Source organism: Francisella sp. 19X1-34 (genome assembly GCF_041102755.1).
Lineage (GTDB): Bacteria > Pseudomonadota > Gammaproteobacteria > Francisellales > Francisellaceae > Francisella.
The window spans coordinates 19,884-42,932 of sequence record NZ_JBGCTX010000002.1; the positions used below are offsets into that span (position 1 = coordinate 19,884).

Sequence of the window (23,049 nt, forward strand, 5' to 3'; positions counted from 1 at the left end):
CTCTATAAGCCATCCAAACATAAGTTATAGAACATTCAGCTATTATTATTTTATATATTATAACTCTAATATATCCTTTAAATCCAATATATCATATATTTCAGCTTCTGCATGGTACTCTTTACTTTTAATAACGTCTTTGAACATTCCATTGATTATACGAACAGTCCTAAAACCTAATTTCTTAATATTTACAAAATCTTTATTTATATTATCACCAACATACACAACATCTCTATAACAACAACCTTCTAATTCCGAGATTTTTTCGAAACAGTAAGTAGAAGGTTTCGAATGCTTACGACCATACCTATGTGTTATAAATATTTTTTTACAGTATTGGTTTATTTTCAAAGCATTAACTTTGTTTGCCTGGACAATCTTATTACCATCTGTAACTACATAAACTGGTATATCTAGAGAACGTAGATATTCTAGCAACTTTACACTTGAAGGATTCAACTTAATATCCGGATAATGCGTTCTATATACCGAAATAGCTTTCTTAACATTACTTTTATTAAAGATATTAAATTTTTTTAGAGAATTATCAAAAACTTTACCACGCCCCTCTTTTTCAAGCACTAATAACATTTCATCATAAAAAATCTTAGCATCTAAATTATATTGCTGAGAAAAAAAACTAGCAACTCTTTGAAATCCACTTTTTACAAAATTAATCTCATCATATAAAGTATCATCTAAATCAAATACAACAACTTTAACATTCATAATAAATATCTTTTGAAATTCTTACTTGTTTTATTATCTTATCACTTAAATTAACTGTTATTTCTTTATTATTGGTTTCTTCTAAAAACCATAAAAAACTTTCTAAACCTAATTTAACACTTAAAGTAGATGCTCCTCCGAACCTAGAGTTACATTCTATAAAATGATAACTATCATCGTCTTTAATAACTTGCAAAACACTATGCCCTAAAATCTTATTCTGTTCTAAAAAGCTTTTGCATAAACTAGCTAATTTTTGATCCACTACTCTTGTAGTAATTTTTGATTCTCCGTTGATGACAAGATCTCTCGAACGTATAACTGAAGCAACACACACACCCCTTCTAGTAACGTAAGAGTCTATACTATACTCTTCACCTTGTATAAAAGGTTGAACTACAGGACTATCAAACTGATTCAAACTATCTAAAACATCTTGATAGCTTATATTTATCTTAATTTTTGATGCCCCAGCTCCAAAACGCTCTTTTAAAACAAAATTCTTTTTCGTATCTAGACCACTTAATTTAGTATATGTCGGTATGACAAATTCACTATTTGTATCTTCATAAAATTTCAACTTATCAAAACATATCCTAACAGAGTCATAATCAGAGACAAACACGAAAATATTATTTTCAAGAAATAAACTCTTGTGCTGAGAATAATAAATAAGGTCCTCATCTCTAGTTGGAACTATATAGCTAATATTATGCTTTTTTAAATAATCAATTAAATTATCAGTAGTTAAATTAGCCAACCTTGGCATTTGCCAGAACTGATCTACAAAATATTTTCCTATAACATTGTCTTCTATATCTGCCCCATATATCAAAATATTTTTATCATATTTATCTCTAGCCTCTGTTACAGCTTTGATTAATGGCACCTTAGAAGAAATACTAGTAATTAAAATATTTCCAGTCTTTGTTTTAGTTACCACACTCTCTCCTTAAATTTAGATATCGCTTTTGACAACTTTTCTGCCTCAAAGTGCTCCAATACACAAATATCTTTTGATTTTAAATAATCAAACATATAAGTTTGGTTTTGTGCTGTTTTAATAGCTATTAATGGTATTTCCATAAAACAAACTTCATTGACAGTAACACTAGGAGTTACAATTGCAAAATCACTCTCTGACATCAGTTTTGCAACACTACTAGAATTTATATACATATTAATCCAAGGCTTACCTAAACAATAGTTTTTTAATTCTTCTAAGTTTCTATTTGCTGAGGTTGTTATAATATTTACACTAATACCACCAACCTTTTCAATAACATTTAGAATTGGAATATTTATATTACTATGGTCTGCTCCTCCCATAGCGACAAATACAGCCAGAAATTTATTTTTATCCTTATGGTATTTAACCCTACTTTTATATTTATAGAACTCTTCTCTTAATAAGGTATAATCACTCCCACATCTAATATCACAAGTTTTAGGTACTAAATTCTTATACTTTCTTTTATCAGCGTAGATATTATGATTAAGAAGAACATCACAATAATGCTTGTCATATACATCATCTAATACCATAAGCTTAATATCTGGGTATTTTTCTTTAAAAGATTTTTCAAACTCATAATCTATATCATAATTATCAATTATTACTAAATCTGGTAAGTGTTTTGCAATAGCCTTTGCTAGCTCTTCTAGAGTATTATCTTTTAAAATATAAATATCGTAATCAGACTCTTTGATCTTAAAATTAATATTCCCGGATAAATCTCTTGTTGCAAAAGACACATTCTCGAACCGAGATGCTAACACAAGATCTCGCATAATATGCCCTGTACCAATACTTGATGATGAATCTGCTCTAATTAGAACATTCATTAGAGCGATTCCTTACTAAATAAAATGCTTTTGCTAATTCTAGATCATCAAAGTCATCTATATCAACAGCACTAAAATAGGAAAGCTCATGGAAAAGATATCCTTTTCCGTAAAAAGTAGCAGCCTCATAAAGTTTATTCACTTTTGCTATCCATATAGCACCTGAAGGACATAATAACTCTTCTAAATCTTGTGATCTTCTCATAACTTGATCCGGAAATAGTGGCTTATAAATTCCTTCTGACTTATATTGAGCCCACCAAGGATTTGTATAACCATAAGAGAAAGCACTTAATAAAAAGTTATTATTATCTTTCTCAAAAGCTTTATACATATTTAAAATATCATCGCTAGTCCTTAATGGACAATTAGGCATCAAGCTCACAACATTCTCATAGTAGTAGCCAAGATTTTCAAGCTTCTTAAGTGTATTGATTATCACATCACTTACTGGAGAGATATCATCAGCATACTCATCTCTTAAAAATGGAACTTCTGCCCCATAACTTTTAGATATATCAGCTATCTCTTGGCTATCAGTTGATACAATAACTTTTTCAAAACATCCACTATCCACAGCTGCTTGTATTGTTCTAGATATCATTGGCTTACCTAAAAAATCTACTATGTTTTTCTTAGGTATTCGTTTTGATCCACCCCTAGCTGGTATAATAGCTACAGCTTTGGCTACCATATGGTCCACCCTCCATCTACTATCAGATTATGGCCGGTCAAACTTTTCGATGAATTGCTAGAAATATACCAAACGTGATCAAAAAGCTCACTCTTTGTTAACATTTTCTCAGCAGGACACAACTTTGCATATCTTTCTTTAAAATCGTCATTAACCCTACCTTCAACACCACCAAAAGATACTGTATTAACTCTTATACCTTTATCTGCGAACCTAACTGCTAACTCTTTTGTAAGATGTATTTGGGCTGCTTTTGCAATCCCATATTGTATAGAAGCTGAGCTATAGCCATCTTCATATAAATGTTTATTAAAAGTAACCAAACCATACATCGAAGATATATTAACGATAGACTTTAATGTATCAATAAATCCACAAGACAATAAATATGGTAGTGTAACTGACATAAATAATTCTTTATGAATATTAGTTGCAGATGAAAAGCCATCTTCTTCAACTTTAACACTCTTTAAAGATCTAGCATTATTAATTAAGTGAGTATATTTACCAACATTAGCTTTAATAAAGCTCTTCACATCGGATTCATCATTAAACTCAACAATAGCTGAATGTAGCTTAGATTTATAACTCTCAAACTTTTCTAATACTTTATTCGCACTAGTTTCTGAGGTTGATGTAAAAGTAACTTCAACTCCTTTAGATAAAAAACCTTTTACAAGCTCTTGCCCTATTACACCTGAGCCTCCTGTTATAAGTACATGCATTAATCTAAACCTCTTTCTATTATTGAAACAACTTTTTTATGATGGTCATATTCATCTACATACTCATTATTATTGACTCTATATATAAAGACCTCCAGCGATGATTTAAATGCACCAAAGGCATCATCTAAAACAATCATCTCATTCCCTTGGCTTCCTATTATATCTACTTTAGCAGGTGAAGAATGATCTCCAACCGTTAAGAAGTTAGTAACCAAACCACTATTCCAAACCACTGAAATCCCTACAATATTAGATACCTTATCGCCAAACTCAGACACATTACTTATACTATCAGAACTTGCATATCTTTTAACTATAGGGTCTATCAAATGTACAGCATATTTATCCCATGATTTTGGAATAATTGAATTTATTAATTTAACTTGTCCTAGCCTAGAAAATACTTCATTTGAAATATTAAACTGTGCTGAATATTTAAAAGATGAGCATGAGAATATCTGCCCTGGATACTGCTGTTTAGCATAAAGCCTATCTAACTGAGATAGTGACGTAGCAATAGGCTTATCAATAAAAACTGGCAGCCCAGAATCTAATACTTTAAGACATATGCTTTCTCTTAACTCAGAACAATCATCTCTCGCAATTAATACTGCATCAACTGAACTAATAAGATCTTCAATATTAAGTGACACATCTTCTATCAATGCCGTAGATGCTATTTTTTTACTTAACTCATAATCTTCTGTCCACACGTGCGTAACTTTAGCACCAGAGATACACTCCTCGGGTAGAGATCTTTTTGACAGATAGTCAGCAATTACAGGAAACCCGCAGTCTTGTATTTTTTGTTTATCATAGCCATTAAATATTGCACTCCACGAATACGGATGTCCATTACCTGAACTAAAGCCTACGATTCCTATTTTAATCATTATTTCTCCTTACCAATTTGTTGGGATATATATTTTTTCTGGAACTTCGCAAAATGTCTCAATAACCTCTAAGACTTGATGCTTACTCAAAGACTTATAATTATCATATAAACTTATATTACATTGAGCTTGCTCCAGTGAATCACACCCAAATAACAAGATTGAATCTTGAGATAATGCTTCGACAAATGCCAAAGATAACTCCAATCTTGTCATATTAAAATTATGGCAAAGTTTATCTAAATCATATATATATTTTCTAGCATCATCTAGTTTAGCTGGAATATGTTTGGAATCCATTAATAACAGGCCTTGAAGAAAAATGCTCCTAATAAAAATCAGTTTATTTTTTTCTCTAGCTCTCTCAAACCATTTTTCGCTAATAGCTCTCTGGTCAAAGATATTAAAAGGGAGTTGTATCATATCAATCAAATCATTATTTATTGCTATATCAAAGTCTTCTTTAGAATAGATAGACACTCCAAAGTACTTAAAGTATCCTTTAGATTTAGCAAGATTAATCTTAGTTTGTAACAGACTATAATCATGATAAAAAATCTCCATATCATGCAGTAGCAAACCAAATAGAGATTCAACATTCAATTTTTGTAACGAAGACTGCATACTGTCATCAAAATTATCAATGAAAACATCTGATTTTACTTTAGATACAATAAAATTTTTACCATATAATGATTTACCTAGTACCTCTTCAGAATTACCATAAGCTTGAGCCGTATCAAAACAATTGACTCCTTTTGAGATAACATAATCAACAATATTATCCACATCAATTTGAGTAGGTTGTCCTTTTTTATTAGCTACGCCATAGCTTAGACCGAACTGAACAGTACCAAGAGAAAGCTTTGATATTTTATTATCACGAAATGTTATGTATTTCATAGCAAAATTATAAAGCCTCTTTTAACACCCTGACAACTTTTAGAATCTGCTCTTCTGTCAAGTCTGGATACATCGGTAGACTTATTGCACCATTATAATAAGATTCCGCATTAGAACAATACCCCTTATCAAAACCCTTTCTCTGATAGTAAGGCTGTAAATATACAGGAATATAATGAACATTAACTCCTATATTATTATTACGGAGATTCTCGAATACTCTTCTTCTTTTATTAGAAGGTACAACTACTGGATACAAGTGCAACCCAGAATAACTTTTTTCAAATTGGTATGGAAGAACAACATCTTCACAATCTGATAATAGGTTTTCATATTTCTTTAAGATACTATGCCTTTTTGCAACAAAATCATCTAACCTAGACATCTGTGACAAACCAAGCGCGCACTGCATATCTGTAATACGATAATTATAGCCTAAATCAAGCATCTCATAATACCATGGACCCTCTGACTCTTTTGTCATTAAAGATTCATCTCTAGTCATACCATGAGTTCTCAATAAGCCTATTCTTTCTGCTAACTTACTGGAGTTTGTCATAAGCATACCGCCTTCGGCAGTAGTGACTATCTTAACAGGGTGAAAGCTAAAGACAGTAATATCAGAGTATTGACACGATCCAACTGGCTTATCAAAATACTTTCCACCTATCGCATGAGCAGCATCTTCTACAATATAAAAGCCGTACTCTTTTGATAATGAATGTATCTTTTGCATATCACATGACTGTCCTGCAAAGTGAACTGGGACAACAACTTTTGGTAGTTTATTAGTTTTTTTTGCCTCTAATAGTTTTTGCTCTAGAGAATTAATCGACATATTGTAAGTTTTAGAACAAATATCGACGAAATCAACATCTGCTCCGCACATAATAGCTGCATTAGCAGTAGATAAAAAAGTATTAGGTGAAGTCCAAATAATATCTCCAGCACCAACATCCAAAGCTAAATATGCCAAATGCAAAGCACATGTAGCATTTGCTACTGCAAAAGCATATTTAGATTCACAATACTTTGCAACAGCCTTCTCAAAACTTCTAACCGTAGGCCCTTGAGTTAGAAAGTCTGATTTCAATGTATCTACAACGGCACTTATATCATCTGCAGATATATTCTGCCTACCATAAGGGATAAAATCCATAATCCTACATCCTTGACATCATTTCCAAAAATGATTCATGAGTTAACCATTCTTTATTATTACCTGAATTATACTCAAAACCAAGCTCTACAGGAACTCCGTCCTCATCTATTAAATTTTTAGTAAAGTCAGTCTTATGTGCAAACTGAATAGTAGGACATAAAACATAATGATCATGAAACTCTAGTGTTAAATGAGAATCGTCCGCTGGACACATTATCTCATGTAGCTTTTCTCCTGGTCTAATACCAATAATGTTGTGAGGTAAGTCAGGAGCCATTGCTTTTGCTAATTCTGTCATATACATAGAAGGAATTTTAGGGACAAATATTTCACCGCCTTGCATTCTTTCAAAATTCTTTAATACGAATCTAACCCCCTCTTCTAATGTTATAAGAAAACGAGTCATATTCTCATGAGTAATTGGAAGTTCTTTAGCTCCATCATCTATTAATTTTTGAAAAAATGGTATAACAGAACCTCTACTACCTAGAACATTACCATAGCGAACAACTGCAAACCTAGTATCTCTATGTCCGACAGTATTATTAGCTGCAACAAAAAGTTTATCTGAAGCTAATTTTGTAGCCCCATATAAGTTAACAGGGTTCGCTGCTTTATCAGTAGATAGTGCGATTACTCTTTTAACCCCATTAGCTATAGCTGCTTTAATAACATTCTCAGCACCATGAATGTTAGTTTTAATACACTCCATTGGATTATACTCAGCTGCTGGAACTTGTTTTTGAGCTGCTGCATGGATTACATAGTCAACTCCGTCCATAGCTTCTTTTAGTCTTTCACCATCCCTAACATCGCCAATGAAGTACCTCATACAAGAAGCATTAAACTCTTGAGACATTTCAAACTGCTTTAACTCATCTCTACTAAAGATAATTATCTTTTTAGGCTTATATTCAGATAAAAGAATTTCTGTGTATTTTTTACCAAAACTACCAGTACCACCGGTTATTAGTATACTCTTATTATTAAACATCGTTTACAAACAAATAAAATCAGAATCACCATGCTAGATATTATATAATTCAAAGAATCAATTAGCTATAGTTATTGGTATAAAGTTGATAACACTGTTCAAACTATACTATTTAACTATAACTCGAATCAACATTTTTAATAAATATATCTAACATCTCTGATGGTAAATCATTGACTCCAGCAGCAGTTTCCCTACCGCCTCCTGTAGAGAATAAAGAACAAATACTAGCCGCTCCAAATGGTTTAGTTTTTGGAGCTCTTAGGCTTATCAAATAATTATCATCATTTTTTGCTGTTGCAACTATAATAGCTTTATCACGAAACTTATTTGCCAAATCATTACCAAGTGTTCCACTAATTCTCCTTGCCCAAGGTGCATTAGGTAGTTTGATTAACTTAAGATTATTAAAATCTTCACATTTAAAGTTATCTAGACTCTTGATATCATTTGCATAACCTTCTCTTAGCTTATAAAAGCAAGATTCTTTATCGGCAACAACATCAAATGGCGTCTCATACTTTATTAGTTCATAGTACAAATCAGCAGGATGATAGTACAAATCATCAACCGTATCACCATAACTATTATAGTTTATTAACATTCCTAGCTCTTTTAACTGAGCTCTTTGATCATCTTTAAGATTAAGCATATCCGCCTCATTATTTGCTATATGAAATAGATTGTCACCATAGGCTGCAACGATAGCCCAAAGATGATATTTCCTATACAAGCTATTACTAACTAATAATGCTGTACAAATATCTGCTGATGTATTTATATGGGCTTTTAATTTTTGATTTGAAATTAGCTTATTAGCCTGATGATGATCAAAATATGATATCTGACTTACATAGCCTAATAGTCTTTCTATATCTTGATAATTCTTATCATACGAAATATCTAATACTGTTACTATTGCACCATCAGCATCTTTGTTAGAGATATTTTTACATAAAGAAATATCTCTTTTGACTCCAGTGACTAATTTATAGTCGTCACTCAATACTGGAAATGCCTTACGCAGCTGAATAAGTGATAATATACCATCAGCATCACCATTGAAAATATCCATATACATGAAGTATACCTTATATTTTATTGTTTGAAATTAAATATTCAACTATTATATTCGAACATTCATAGATTGTTTTCTCTTGGGTTTTTATATGTATCTGTGGATCTTTAGGTTGCTCATACAGTGAAGAAATACCTGTAAAGTCTGCTATTTCTCCAGCTCTTGCCTTTTTATACAAACCTTTGGGATCTCTACTTTCACATTCTGATAATTCGGTATCTATAAAAATTTCAATAAAGTTATTCTTACCAATTAGCTCTCTAGCCTGCTCCCTATCAGAGATATATGGCGAAATAAAGGCTGTACTAACTATAATCCCAGCATCTACAAAAAGCCTAGAGACCTCAGAAATACGCCTAATATTTTCAATACGACTAGCTTCATCAAAACCCAAATCTTTATTAAGACCATGACGGATATTATCACCATCCAATACATAAGTATGATAGCCTTTTTGATGCAGTATACGATCAACAGCATTTGCAATAGTCGACTTACCTGAGCCACTTAAGCCAGTATACCAAAGCACAACTGCCTTATGATTTTTATGACAACTCCTTTCATCCGCTGAAACACTAGAATCATGCCAAACAATATTTTTGCTCACTTATTTATATCTCCATTAATATAAAGGATAAATTATAGGTATCATTACACAACAAGATACTATATATACTATTGATACTGGCACTCCCGTTATAATAAAGTCCCGCCACTTATAGTTTGCAGCATTCATTACCATTAGATTAGTTTGATAACCATACGGAGTCAAGAAACTTGCAGATGCTGCAAACGCCACCCCAAGCACCACTGGAAACACATTGATACCAACCCCTAATGCTAAGTTATATGCAACAGGGAACATCAATGCAGCAGCAGCATTATTGGTTATAAACTCTGTCAGTAATATTGTCGTGATAAAAATCCCCACAAATATAACTATGGCAGAGTGTCCTGTCAAATACGTGCGCGAAAAATCAGCAATAGTAGCTGCTAAACCTGTATTATCCATACTTGTTGCAATACATAATGAACTAGTCACTATCAACCAAACTTCAGTAGGAAAGCTATTTTTGATCTCATTGACAGATATACTCTTAGTTAACACCAAAATACCCAATAATATAAGCATCCCAGAAAATAGTGAATTCCCAGAAAAAATAGAATAAACAATAACAGCAATAAAACCAAATATTACCAAAGCCTCACGCCAGCCTGTAACCACTCTTTTCGGTTCTACCCCTTTTATGACCAAAAAGTTTTGAAATATATTAGCCCTACTTTTAAAATCATCGCCTGTAGCCAATAACAAAAAGTCTCCAGCTTTGATAATTAGCTTACCAAGCTTACCAGAAATTTTTTCACCATCTCTACGCACTGCCACCACTGCTGCATCAAATTTTGATCGAAACTCAATTTCTTTGAGACTCTTACCAATGACACTAGAATCTTGCTTTACTAGAACCTCTGTTAACTGTAGAGTATCAAATCCTTCTGTTTGTGCATATAGTTTCAAACTATCAAACTGATTTAATATCGAGACTTTTTGGATATCCCCAGAGAATAGTAGCTTGTCCCCATCTCCAAGAATATCATGGGGTTTAACAGGGCAAATTCTATCACCATTTTTTCTTATAATTTCGGCAAGAAATAGATCCTCGAGGTGGCGTAATCCAGCTTTTTCAACACTTTTGCCAATAAGCGATGATTTAGAAAGAATCTCTGCCTCAACCATGTAACTACTATAACTATTCGCTTGAAGTTCTTTTTTGGGTAAAAACCTACTTGTAAAATATAATGTTATACAACCAAATATAGTTACTACAGTTCCCACAATTGTAAAATCAAAGAAACCAAAACCTTTGGACCCAGTAGCAGCTGAATACATACTACTAACAACAAGATTTGTTGAGGTTCCAATCAAAGTCAAGGTACCACCCATAATAGTTGCATATGACATAGGTATCAAAAGTCTAGATGGTAGTACTGCTTTTGAGTTATTAATAGCTTTGATAAGGATAGCTACAACGGCAGTATTATTTAACACTGATGATGATAGTGCCGAAACACCCAAAACCTTTATTAGAGTTTTTTTCTCTGTCTTAGCAGTCAGTAAGTTTTGTAACTTTCGTAACACGCTTGTTTTTTCAATCACCGATGCAAGTATCATAATGATTACAAGTGTAACCAATGATGAGTTAGAAGCATTTGCTAACAACTCTTTTTGACTAACCCAGCCCAAACCAAAGCAAAAAAACATCACAACAACAAAAATCATCAATGTCTTATGCTGATAAAAGCACAATAACACTAACATAATAATTATAATAAAAAATAATAAAATTGCGCTCACAAGCTAGCCTCTTAAGTTTTTGGCTCCCCAATGAGGAAAATGCTTGCGAATAAGATCATTTAACTCTAGCTCAAACTCTGAATAATCATGACTATCACTTCTAAGCTCGCCATCTGCAAGTGGCTTAATAATCATTCCAGCACCTACTGTCGCATTTGATAACCTATCTATAACTATGAATGCTCCTGTAGCTCTATTTTTTTGATAATCATCAAAGCATACAGGTTCTGACAATTTCAGCTCAACCGCACCTATCTCATTTAAATCTAATTTGCCACAATCAATATCTTTTAGTATATTTATATCTGTTTTGTAATTAAACTTACGTACCGAGCCTGTCACTTGTTTAGTCAAAAACTTTATATAATAATCTTTACCTTCTATCAGAGGTTGCTCATGCATCCAAACAATATGAGCTTTAATATTAGATGACACATGTGATATAGAGTCCTTATGAACAATCATATCACCACGACTAATATCAATCTCATCATTTGTTGTCAAGGTAACAGCTTCTCCGGCCTCTGCACACACAAGATCACCATCAAATGATACTATTGACTTAATAGTTGTAATCTTGCCACTTGGCATTACTCTGATAGTATCTCCAACACTAACTTTGCCAGATACTACAGTTCCTTGGAAGCCTCTAAAGTCTGAATTAGGTCTACTCACTATCTGTACGGGGAAGCGAAACTCATCACTAACTGATTGACCTATCTTTAAAGTCTCTAGATAATGAATTAATGCAGATCCTCTGAACCATGGCATATTAACACTTTTGCTAACTACATTGTCGCCTTTTAGCGCTGATATTGGTACGAATCGAATATCAGGTATCTCAAGACTTCCTGCTAATTTCAGATAATCTTCTTGGATTGCTTTATAAACACCTTGTGAATAATCAACCATATCCATCTTATTTACAGCTACAATTACATGCTTTATACCAAGTAGTGAGCAGATAAAGCTATGCCTACGTGTCTGAGTTTGAACGCCGTTTCTAGCATCCACAAGGATTATCGCCAAATCACAGTTTGACGCGCCAGTTGCCATGTTGCGAGTATATTGTTCATGGCCTGGTGTATCAGCTATGATAAATTTACGCTTATCAGTTGAAAAATATCTATAAGCCACATCTATAGTAATACCCTGCTCTCTTTCAGATTGTAATCCATCTACAAGCAATGCTAAATCGATACCACCACCTTGGGTACCAACTTTCTTACTATCTTCTACAATCGTAGCTAGCTGATCTTCAAAAATCAACTTACTATCATGCAGAAGCCTTCCAATTAAAGTACTTTTACCATCATCCACACTTCCACATGTTATAAACCTAAGAAGTTCTTTTTGCTCATGTTGTTTTAAATAAGCTAAAATATTCTCCTGAATAAGTGCTGACGCATGACTCATTAGAAATACCCCTCTATCTTTTTCTTTTCCATTGAACCACTACTATCTTTATCTATAGCTCTACCTTGCCGTTCAGATGTTTTTGTTAGCAACATCTCCTGAATAATATCAGGTAACGTGTCAGCATCAGACTCTATAGCTCCTGTAAGCGGATAGCAACCTAAAGTTCTAAATCTAACTTTTTTATTAACTGCTTTATCTCTGAGATCTATAGGAGTCCTCTCATCATCAACCATCATTAATATACCATCGTATTCAACAACAGGTCTTTCTTTAGCAAAATACAGGCTAGGAATTTTTATATTTTCCATATAAATATATTGCCAAATATCTAGCTCTGTCCAGTTTGAAAGAGGAAAAACTCGAATACTCTCACCCTTGTTTACTTGACCATTATAAATATTCCAAAGTTCCGGCCTCTGATTTTTAGGGTCCCAGCGATGATTTTTATCTCTAAAAGAAAAAATTCTTTCTTTTGCTCGAGACTTTTCCTCATCTCTACGAGCACCTCCAAATGCAGCATCAAACTTGTACTTATTCAAAGCTTGCTTAAGTGATTGAGTTTTCATTATATCAGTATGCTTTGCACTACCATGAGAAAATGGCCCAACATTTTGATCAATTCCTTCTTGATTAGTATGCACTAAAAGTTCAAAACCATACTCTTTCGCCACATTATCTCTAAACTCTATCATTTCCTTAAATTTCCATGTAGTATCAACATGAAGTAAAGGAAATGGAACTTTACTAGGATAGAAAGCCTTGCGAGCTAAGTGGAGTAAAACAGATGAATCCTTGCCAACGGAATACAGCATCACAGGATTATCAAACTGTGCCATAACTTCTCGGAAAATTTGAATCGATTCATTTTCAAGTTTTTTAAGATGTGTTTGCATAAATGTCTAATCAAAAATATGTGTAATAAATATTAAATTATTATACTATGCCAGATAGACTTTTTGAACTTCCTTAGCAATTTTAACTGGATCATGCCATTTATGGGCATATTCAACAGATTTCTTACTTTTCTCATATAATCTATTTTTATTTAAAATATATTGTTCTAAAACATTCTCCACATTACTACTATTTATATTAATAACAGTATCGAGCACATCTTCTGCCATTTGTTTTGGAACAAAACATAAATCTTCCTTTCGTATATAGACTGCTAGTGGTTTACCCATTTTCATCACCTCAACAGCTAACGCTCCATACCATCCAATTAAAACTTGATCTATAACCAAATCAGCATATTTATATCTCTCTATGGCCTCATCATAAGCAATATTTTCTATAATGCACACTTCTACAATGGGATATTTTTTCTGTAATTTATCAAGAGCCTTCAATATATAACTTGATCCTTTTATCTCTCGTGATGTAGGTGCATGTACTATTCTTATCTTTTCATTTAACTTATAAGGTATATATTTTATTTCACTCCATTTAGCTATTGTATAAGGGAGAAAAGTAGTTTTATCTTTAGGTAAGAAGTTCATCAAATCTGGATTAACTGAAAAAATATGGTCAACATATTTTGAAACTTTTATAATTCTTTTTCTAATAGCCTTATTTCTTCTCTCATTTCTATAGGTTGTAATTTCATATACTTTATCAATAAATTTATCCTTTATCCTATTTAAATTTTGTCGAGCGTCTCCCCCATTATAAGTCATTATTTTTTTACCTCTATAAAAAGGTAAATCTAGCAAATAAAGTCCAAAAAACTTAGTATCTATAAGAGATGTTCCAAAGTTAAAATGATATACATCATATTTTTTTCTTATTCTTAAAAAAAAATTTAATCTCTTATATAAACTATATACATAGTTTTTGCTTTCTAAGTTTAAACATATATCACTTTTATAATTAAGCCAGTTATTTGAATCGATCAGAACAGTACTATCTAACCCTATCTTTTTTTCGGCTTGTGCCAATCCCCATGAATTCCCTCCAACTGCTGTTGGAAGATGAAGCACTCTCATTTTGATTTCACCATCATATTTATTCCAGCTTTTAAATCAACTTCTGGTTTTGCTAACATGCTTCTCATAATACTGCTATCAGCAACTAAGTTATTTTGATTGATATCTTTCACTACAATATTTGGCTCTACTCCAAGAGAGTCACTTATTATATATAATATCTCTCTCAGAGAAACAATCTCATCACCTGCTATATTAATAATATGTTTTCCTTTTAAGCTCGGTATATTTAATAATGCCTTAGCTGCATCTGTAGCATATATAGGATTTATTTTTATACCATCTTTTCCACTTAGAGCAATTTCATTTCTATTTTCAATATTTGATATTAATCTTGGTATGAGCATAGACTCCTCCTGACCTTCTCCATAAATAAAAAAAGGTCTCAAAATCACAAGAGCTTCAAAACTAGATGAGAAATTAATTAACAAGTTTTCCGCTGCTAGCTTAGTATCTGGATAGTATCCCAACTGATTGTTTGCAATTATATCAGTTTGTTCACAAGCATTATCAGAAAAGCCATAAACTCCTCCCGTTGACGCATAAACAAATCTTTTAACATTATTTTTCATAGACCATACAGCTAAACGATTTGGTGCTATGATATTAATATGGAGCATATCTTCAACACCATCAGGAAACTCCCTAAACTTTTTAGACTGAGCAAGATAGTACACATTATCGATATTTTTAGGTAACCTTTTTTCATCAAAACTCTTTAAATCTTCTTCTAAAATAATTATATTTTCATTTTGCTCAAATGAAATCTTGCTTTTATCTCGAACTAAAGCATAAACAATACCATTCTTACTTAATTCCTTTATTAAAGCTCTACCTAATAAACCATTTGCTCCAGTAACTAAACTTCTCATTTATTAATCTCCAATTATTTATGATAGACAATTACAATTACATAATTTTTTTGATTGCTCCATCAAATATTTTTCCCACACTTTCCAAAGAATGATTTTTCTTGACAAAATCTCTACCACGACCAGCTATGGACTCCAACTTCTCTCTATTATTATAACACCAAGCTATTTTATCTTTGATATTTTCTATATTTGCATTTATTACAGGGCAATCTACAAGTAGGTTAGTTCTTTTATATAAATTAATCAAATCATCTCTTAAAAAACATACTACTGGTTTATTACATGACATAGCCTCTAAACTAAACATAGCATACCATCCAACAACAAGCTGATCCAGAACCAAATCAACAGAGTGTATAGCTGCAATTATCTCTTCATTTGGAACTTTTTGTTTAATTATTAATTCTATATCATATCCTTCTTCTTTAAGTTCCCGAACTGCCTCCACAAAGAAGGATGTACCTTTAATATTAGAATGATTAGGGGCGTGGAGTACTTTAAAAGAATCTGATTTTATTTTTACTAGACTATTCTTATTAATAAATTTTTTATCTTCTATATCTATAGAAAAATGGCCTAACATTAGTTGATCCCAATAATACATATAATCAACCCATTCACATCCAGAAAAAATAAAATCAGCTTTTTGAGTCCATAAGTCTATTTGTCTTGATATATCCACTCTCTTAAATCTATAATTAGAATAATCAATACTCATAACATGCTTAAAGTACAAGTTAGCACTTCTTGACATATCTTGAATATCTGAGCCATACGGTAGAACTATCGTCTTAACTTTTGCTAATTTATATAAAAATGGTTCCAATTTACCATACCCTAAAATGCTTAATGGTCCACCATTAAAATAAATAATCAAAACATTATATTTAAAAGGCAACTGTATAAAAGTAAAAATTTTTTTAAACATACCATGATTAGATAAATTTATATCAAAATCATTTGTAATAAAATATGTAGTATAAACAAAAGTTTCTACTTTATATCCCAACCTTTGTAAAGCTTTTTTATGATATACGTTATTGATTATGGGACATGGTCCAATTCCGATATCGACTTCTTTATTTAGAAAACGATATAATATAGAGGAAAAAATAATAAATGGAAAAACCCCAACTTTAATAAAAAACTTTCTAAACCTAGCAATCATAGTGAATCAATTATTCTTACTAATTTTTCTCTAATAACACTATTAGAATGGTGCTTTTTATACCACTCTCTAGACTTCTCACCAAACTCATGCTTATTATCTACAACACATGAATAAATATACTTAAGCCCATCAAATACATCTTCTGGTGATTTTGCCTGAATATTTATTGGCATTTCATCAAAACACCACTCATGCATATCCTCATTCAAATATAGCATAGATGGTTTAGAGCATAGCCACGCGCGAGGGGCTGTACTTCCAAATGCTCCCAAATAAAACTGATCAGCTAATAAATCAATCCCAAGAATAGTTCTTGTCATTTCATATGTGCCCTTAGGTTTTAACCATATAATATTATCTTGTATCCCTAATGATTCAATTAACGACTTACTATCCTCAACTTTAAGTCCCCAAGAAATCAATATTGCTTTTGCCTGACTATTTACATCTCTAACAAACTTAGCAAAACCCTCTATAAAAATATCATTACCTTTTTCCCAATCAGGATGTCTTACATCTTTTTCCCAATGCTGTCTAGATGGATGAAAAGCAATAAAGTCTGTATTATATCTAGAATGCAAATCTTCATAGTCATTGCTTATTTTAATTAGAGGTTCTTCATTTATTGGGTGTGGTACAAAAGTATATTTCTTTAATTTTAGGTTTTGAGCTGCTAAAAGATTATCAGCATTTGTAATTATCACATGATTTGCATGCTCATAAGTGACTCTAGTAACAAAACCAAGAGGTGTATTTTGAAAAGGTAAATTCCTAATTGTACCGTGTTCAAAAGCTATATACTTCTCCCCAAGTAAAAGTGGATATATGCCCTCTATACCATACCCTATAATTAAATCATAATAATTAAAGAGTTCTTCTAACATTAAAGCTGTTCGAATATATGGTTCTAGTTCTTTTTTAGTTGGAATATAGTCACTCTTAGCTAAATTCACTAACCTAGTATATAAACGATTTATCGAAGCTTCGATTTCTGACGTTTCGGCTTTTGAACCTAACTTAATATGAAAATAAGCAAATACTATAAATAATGGCCACAAAGGTATAGTTAGCAACAACAAAATTGTAATAAAGCTTTTATATATTATTTTATCTCTCAAGCCACCTGTTTTATTCTTAAAAAAAGATTTGACATATTGAAAGTCTACTTTGACAAAAGCAATAGCTAAAGCAATAAACAAAAATTGAGCATCTTTAAATACTATACCTAAATTTGAAGAAAGGTTGAGTGTCTTCTTATATTTTGCTAAACATCTATATATAAGGGCTCTTATATTATTCCCTTTATTTTTATGAATTAAGTATTTTATTGCAAACTTACCATTTCCTGACGAAAACCAAGAAGGTCTCTTAAAATTTCTATTATCCCATTTAGGATTAAAATCATCGCCATAATCCTCTTTAAAATCATAATCTTCCCATTCAGGGCATCCCATTATATGATAATAGTTCAATGATAAAACATCAGATTTAATATCTGTATCAGAATTTAGGATTTTTGCATTCAGATATGCATTATTTGCAATATTCCCAATATGTAAAACTTTATTCTTTTTTTTCATACTATCTGTTCCTAATACTCTTTTGAATAGTACTCTGGATGTAAAACCAACAGAATCCTAGCTCCTATCTCCACATTGTTTTTTAAAAAACTTATTACTTTAGAAAGAGAAACATTAAATTTAAAATATTCTTTCCCTGAGCTATCAGTATAAGCTACAATCCATAAATTAGTACCAACCAACCATATCTGACCATCACAGTCCCAATCATTGACAGGGTTTTCAAAGAAGTACCTATATGTCCAATCCCTATCTGTCATATTACACTTTCTATAATCAGACTTTTGATATTCCAAAACCTCGCTTTTATTTATTTTCTTCTTAGGTGATGCAAAAGTTCCTTCATACTCCAAATTTAGACGTCCAAAATTAATCGTTCCTATACCCTTTCTAGCATTTGCAAAAAAACCTCTTGAATATAATACTCTCTCTTCAAAAACTTCATAGTTTTCTGCCCCAGCAACCAAAAAGTTATTATGTGCGACTGTTCCATAAATATTTGTACCAAGACTTCTAAACCAATCAATTTCATTTATAAGGTGTTCAACACCATTAATTCTGTGATTTTCAGCTATACCTATTGCATCATTATGCAATCCTATTTCTGATCCAGCAATTACTATACTTTTAACCCATGTTACTAATTCAGGATTCCTTAAGAACACCCCATCATAGAAATCACCATAATATGGAGCACTATGCAAAAAAAAGAAACTCCCTGAGAGTCCTCTTCTAGCTAAAGCTCGAGAACATCTGACAGCTGTGACCGGGTCAGCATCAATATCATGTCTTAAACCAATTCTAATTTTATTACAATCATTTTTACTATTAGCGAACTCTTTTAATGGCTCTAAGCTAACATCTGTTATATCATTTAAATCATCTATCAATTTTTCATAGAACCAAAAAGGATTATTTATTTGGTCATAATTATTAAGTACTTGTTCAAAATAATTATTATAATCTCTGGCTGTAAATGCGTTTGTTTTTTTCTTTTCAAGACTAAATAACCTATATTTAAATTTCAAAAAATAATTTTTAATTCTACGATATACCTCCTTCCTAACTCTACTATACATAAGCAACAACCCTAGTTTCATAAATAATATCATTTTTACCTGTTTCTAGAGGTGTTATAGAGATCTCCTTACAACCGAGCTCTTTTAAATATCTTTGCAAGAATCTCACACCAATATCATTATAAAAATAACCATCTAGATTATAGTTATATATCACATCATCTAAATCAAGGAACCAACCCCTATATAAGGTAAAGCTTATACACTTCCTACTACTATCAACCATTGCCTTTATAAAAGCTCGGACATCATATGCGTTATCAATAGTTCCACTGGAAAATACAAGATCTACCTTCTCATCAAGAGGATATTGGATAAAGTCTCTAGCAATATATTTATGCTTTAAGTTATATCTATTTTGCCTACACCATTCGATATTACCTTCACTAATATCAACACCTACATATTGTATATCACTAAATGCTTGACTATAGCCTACAGATGTACCACAACCAAAATCCGCCACAGATTTTATATCATTATTTTTTACAAACTGTATTAAATCATCATGAGCATATTTACGACTATGGTACATCCACTCAAACCAGTCATTATCAGCTTTCTTCTGCTCTTTCCAATATTTTCCAAAATCTACTGGTTTCCAGTTAGTTGCTCCATCAATAAAATATCCAAGTTCATACATAGTATCCTTTGCAAATTTTTCAAACTTTCGCCTAAGTTGGTCAGACCACTTTACCCAACTCGGAAATTTACCTTTTTTATCTTCTCTGTTTTCTAATGAGTTTATTTTCTCATTAAGCATTAGTTGAATAGTTTGCTCTTCAACTCCCTTTAAACCAAGGAAGTCTAAGACTTTTGATACATCTTCTGGGAGTACTTTGGTATAGTCTAATTCGATATAGTTATTCTTTGATATTTTAGATAAATTTTCCAAATATAAGTTATTTATATAAGACCAGTAATAACTACACATTTCAAATCTGCTGAGTGAATTCCACTTCAAGTACAGATCATCATAAACTAGTGGTCTAGGTCTAGAGAAATCAGAAATATCTTGATACGCTAAAAGCTCTTTTGCAGCAGCTAAAGCCTCTGGAGAAACATCTCCGAAGTCGCAAGCTTCTTTATAAAAATCGCCAAACTTGTGATTATGCCAATTAAGCATTGACGAAACAACATCTCGACCATCTCTTTTAAGAAAAATAAACTTACAATTTAATTTTTTGTACATTTGTTCTATAAATGGCCCAAAAGTAACGTTTTTTTCACCGTAGACTTCGTAATCATTTCTAAAATGTTCTACTCTAGTCATTACACTTCTTTCTAAGACTTCATCAGTTTGAGTTTCTGAAAGCTTGCCCTCCATTGCTAATCGAGTTTCTATGCAAAGATTAGGCATCGGCTCACTCTGACAAATAGAGTTTGTCGCGAGATTGAGAATCCTTGCTAAAGATGTTGAACCACTTCTTGCACAGCTAAGAATAAAATAACTATTCATAATAAAACCATTTCCCATAGTCCATATTTAAAACAATTCATAAATCACTCTATATAATTTTGTTCTTAAAGAAATTTATAATCAATACAATTAGGTTCATAACAAAATCGATCATCCTATTCATGTAATATCTCAGGATTCATATCAAAAAATCCTAAAAAAGGCGTAGACTCTACATTAACGTATAACGAGTCGTTTAATATATGCTCTGCGAAAACCTTACCTTCTTTATAGCTTGAGACACCTCCTACTAAACTATAGCTTCCCTGACTCAAAAGGCATTTAAATCTCACGCTCACTTCTAAGTACTCTTTTGCGCCCATTGAAAAGATTTTTTTTCGATAAAAAGAATTAAATCCACATATGGTAATATTCTTTATATTTTCAAAAGAGATTCCAAAAACCACATCTACTTCTTGAAAACTATAAATTTTTACTTTTACAGTATAATACTCATTGGTAAGCATTTTTTTAATAGGTATTCCTTTGTCATCATAGAGTTCTAAGCTTAAAACCTTTGCTTTTCGACCATCATCAACCAAATCATTTTTCTTAGTTGAAAGAACATTTCCTGATATACCTTTATTCTCTGCTTTATATAAGATTTCATTATATGCATGCTCTATCTCTTTAGGATCTCCCAGCTTAATGACCTCACCTTTTGATAAAAGAATAGCGCTATTACAATATTGTAGTATAGCTGACATATCATGTGTAACAAAAAAAACTGTTACTCCTTCTTTAATAAGTCTCTCAACTTCCATAAAACATTTTTTTTGAAACAAAGAGTCTCCCGTAGATAAAGCTTCATCAATAATAAAAATATCCGGAGTAGTACTAAGAAGAGCTGCACTAAATGTAAGCCTTGCCTGCATACCACTAGAATAAGTCTTGAAAGGTTGATCTATAACATCTCGTAACTCACTAAAGTCTATAATTTCATCTATCCTAGACTCTATTTGAGTTTTTGATATACCTCTAGACACACCACTAAAATATATATTCTCTCGCCCAGTATACTCAGGGTCAAAGCCTGTCCCCAATTCTAATATAGCAATAACTTTACCAGATATTTCTACATTACCTGAAGTTTTTGATAATGTTCCTGCCAAAATTTTCAAAAGTGTACTCTTCCCGGAACCATTTCTTCCAACGACTCCAACAACTTGACCTTTACTTATTTCAAAAGAAATATCTTTTAAAGCTTGAAATTCCTTCCTCGGTTTTTTACCAAAAAATAAATGTTTAACAATTTGATATGCATTATCATATATTGAATAAACCTTATTCAACTTATTAACTTTAATTACAACTTCTTTTCTACTTTGTTTCATAAAAGTATTAGTCTCTCTTTTTTAAAATAAACTCTATATTAGATCTCATAAATAGAAACTTCGGCTTAAACATTGGTTTTTTCCGACCTTTCAACTCCATATCTATAAAACCTTCAGAGTCTTTCGCTATTACATCGAAACCATATGGCTCATAAACATTCTCTAATTGGCTTAGCATACTATAGTTATTTATATAATCAATTCTCCTACCATAGAAAACATTTTTAAATTCTCGTTTAATAGCTTTAAAATCCAACTTTTTAAAACCCAAATGAAAAATCTTATAAAAGACTCTACCTATTGAATTTTTCGATCCAACAAATATCACCCCTCCTGGCTTTAAAATACGATTAAATTCTCTAAGAACATGATCTCTATTTAAAAACATCAAAGTACTCCATATCCAAATTGCTTCAAATGACATATTATCAAAAGACTCCATAGTACTATGTAAGTCTCCATGTATAAAATTTAAATTAGTAACACCACAATGCTTTTTTAAATTATTCGCACATTTTAACATGTATTCACTATGATCAAGAGCAACAACCTCTTTATTATATTTTGATAATGCTACACTCCACTGACCATATCCACACCCTGCATCTAAAACCTTTTTATATCCTGTAACTCCAGACATCATGACTCTTTCTTCATAAAAAGACATTGGATGTTCAAAAACTACCTCATAGTAATTATCTTGAGAGTTTTCTTTTATAAATTTTTCTATACGCTCATATTCTTTATGCATTTTTTATCCTTCTT

General features: G+C 31.7%; 22 protein-coding genes. All 22 read right to left on the minus strand.

All coding sequences use genetic code 11. The features are described 5' to 3' along the window. Nucleotides 1-57: 57 nt before the first annotated feature. Nucleotides 58-732, minus strand: a complete 675-nt coding sequence (locus AB8E56_RS00495; protein WP_329476830.1) for an HAD family hydrolase — start codon at nt 730-732, stop codon at nt 58-60. Beyond that, entirely contained in the window at nt 722-1,675 is a 954-nt protein-coding gene (locus AB8E56_RS00500; protein ID WP_329476832.1) for an ATP-grasp domain-containing protein, read from the minus strand. The genes AB8E56_RS00495 and AB8E56_RS00500 overlap by 11 nt, the downstream gene beginning before the upstream one ends. Then, complete coding sequence (gene pseG, locus AB8E56_RS00505) at nt 1,669-2,577, minus strand: UDP-2,4-diacetamido-2,4,6-trideoxy-beta-L-altropyranose hydrolase (RefSeq protein WP_329476833.1); 909 nt, start codon at nt 2,575-2,577, stop codon at nt 1,669-1,671. Before pseG ends, AB8E56_RS00500 begins: the two co-directional genes overlap by 7 nt. Then, the gene (locus AB8E56_RS00510) at nt 2,561-3,271 is read right to left on the minus strand and encodes an acylneuraminate cytidylyltransferase family protein (protein WP_329476835.1); all 711 of its coding nucleotides are present in this window, start codon (nt 3,269-3,271) and stop codon (nt 2,561-2,563) included. The genes pseG and AB8E56_RS00510 overlap by 17 nt, the downstream gene beginning before the upstream one ends. Beyond that, nucleotides 3,265-3,996, minus strand: a complete 732-nt coding sequence (locus tag AB8E56_RS00515) for an SDR family oxidoreductase (protein WP_329476837.1) — start codon at nt 3,994-3,996, stop codon at nt 3,265-3,267. The genes AB8E56_RS00510 and AB8E56_RS00515 overlap by 7 nt, the downstream gene beginning before the upstream one ends. Beyond that, nucleotides 3,996-4,892 carry a Gfo/Idh/MocA family oxidoreductase gene (locus AB8E56_RS00520; protein WP_329476839.1) on the minus strand — a complete coding sequence of 299 codons (897 nt, stop codon included), beginning with the start codon at nt 4,890-4,892 and terminating at the stop codon, nt 3,996-3,998. Before AB8E56_RS00520 ends, AB8E56_RS00515 begins: the two co-directional genes overlap by 1 nt. Nucleotides 4,893-4,901: 9 nt before the next feature. Next, nucleotides 4,902-5,795: an aldo/keto reductase gene (locus AB8E56_RS00525; RefSeq protein WP_329476841.1), complete on the minus strand. Its 894-nt coding sequence runs from the start codon at nt 5,793-5,795 to the stop codon at nt 4,902-4,904. A gap of 7 nt (nt 5,796-5,802) precedes the next feature. Beyond that, nucleotides 5,803-6,954, minus strand: a complete 1,152-nt coding sequence (gene pseC / locus AB8E56_RS00530) for a UDP-4-amino-4,6-dideoxy-N-acetyl-beta-L-altrosamine transaminase (protein ID WP_329476843.1) — start codon at nt 6,952-6,954, stop codon at nt 5,803-5,805. Nucleotides 6,955-6,958: 4 nt separating this feature from the next. Continuing rightward, nucleotides 6,959-7,951 (minus strand): UDP-N-acetylglucosamine 4,6-dehydratase (inverting), encoded by a 993-nt coding sequence (gene pseB, locus AB8E56_RS00535; RefSeq protein WP_329476845.1) that lies wholly within the window; start codon nt 7,949-7,951, stop codon nt 6,959-6,961. Between the two features lie 112 nt (nt 7,952-8,063). Continuing rightward, on the minus strand, nt 8,064-9,026 hold the full coding sequence (locus AB8E56_RS00540) for a DHH family phosphoesterase (protein WP_329476847.1): 963 nt from the start codon (nt 9,024-9,026) through the stop codon (nt 8,064-8,066). Nucleotides 9,027-9,042: 16 nt separating this feature from the next. Further along, nucleotides 9,043-9,636, minus strand: a complete 594-nt coding sequence (gene cysC / locus AB8E56_RS00545) for an adenylyl-sulfate kinase (protein WP_329476849.1) — start codon at nt 9,634-9,636, stop codon at nt 9,043-9,045. Nucleotides 9,637-9,651: 15 nt separating this feature from the next. Further along, complete coding sequence (locus AB8E56_RS00550; protein WP_329476851.1) at nt 9,652-11,382, minus strand: SLC13 family permease; 1,731 nt, start codon at nt 11,380-11,382, stop codon at nt 9,652-9,654. Between the two features lie 3 nt (nt 11,383-11,385). Then, nucleotides 11,386-12,798: a sulfate adenylyltransferase subunit CysN gene (gene cysN, locus AB8E56_RS00555; protein WP_329476853.1), complete on the minus strand. Its 1,413-nt coding sequence runs from the start codon at nt 12,796-12,798 to the stop codon at nt 11,386-11,388. Further along, nucleotides 12,798-13,694 carry a sulfate adenylyltransferase subunit CysD gene (gene cysD, locus AB8E56_RS00560; RefSeq protein ID WP_329476855.1) on the minus strand — a complete coding sequence of 299 codons (897 nt, stop codon included), beginning with the start codon at nt 13,692-13,694 and terminating at the stop codon, nt 12,798-12,800. Before cysD ends, cysN begins: the two co-directional genes overlap by 1 nt. 45 nt (nt 13,695-13,739) lie before the next feature. Further along, nucleotides 13,740-14,786, minus strand: a complete 1,047-nt coding sequence (locus AB8E56_RS00565; protein WP_329476857.1) for a hypothetical protein — start codon at nt 14,784-14,786, stop codon at nt 13,740-13,742. Then, nucleotides 14,783-15,658 carry an NAD(P)-dependent oxidoreductase gene (locus AB8E56_RS00570; RefSeq protein WP_329476859.1) on the minus strand — a complete coding sequence of 292 codons (876 nt, stop codon included), beginning with the start codon at nt 15,656-15,658 and terminating at the stop codon, nt 14,783-14,785. Before AB8E56_RS00570 ends, AB8E56_RS00565 begins: the two co-directional genes overlap by 4 nt. 37 nt (nt 15,659-15,695) lie before the next feature. Continuing rightward, a complete protein-coding gene (locus tag AB8E56_RS00575) occupies nt 15,696-16,829 on the minus strand; it encodes a glycosyltransferase (RefSeq protein WP_329476861.1) in 1,134 nt (377 codons plus the stop codon). Further along, entirely contained in the window at nt 16,826-18,412 is a 1,587-nt protein-coding gene (locus tag AB8E56_RS00580) for a hypothetical protein (RefSeq protein WP_329476863.1), read from the minus strand. The genes AB8E56_RS00575 and AB8E56_RS00580 overlap by 4 nt, the downstream gene beginning before the upstream one ends. Nucleotides 18,413-18,423: 11 nt before the next feature. Beyond that, complete coding sequence (locus tag AB8E56_RS00585) at nt 18,424-19,491, minus strand: hypothetical protein (protein ID WP_329476865.1); 1,068 nt, start codon at nt 19,489-19,491, stop codon at nt 18,424-18,426. After that, on the minus strand, nt 19,484-20,950 hold the full coding sequence (locus tag AB8E56_RS00590) for a methyltransferase domain-containing protein (protein WP_329476867.1): 1,467 nt from the start codon (nt 20,948-20,950) through the stop codon (nt 19,484-19,486). Before AB8E56_RS00590 ends, AB8E56_RS00585 begins: the two co-directional genes overlap by 8 nt. Nucleotides 20,951-21,066: 116 nt before the next feature. Then, the gene (locus tag AB8E56_RS00595) at nt 21,067-22,284 is read right to left on the minus strand and encodes an ABC transporter ATP-binding protein (protein ID WP_329476869.1); all 1,218 of its coding nucleotides are present in this window, start codon (nt 22,282-22,284) and stop codon (nt 21,067-21,069) included. 7 nt (nt 22,285-22,291) lie between these two features. Further along, a complete protein-coding gene (locus AB8E56_RS00600) occupies nt 22,292-23,035 on the minus strand; it encodes a class I SAM-dependent methyltransferase (protein WP_329476871.1) in 744 nt (247 codons plus the stop codon). Nucleotides 23,036-23,049 lie beyond the last annotated feature (14 nt).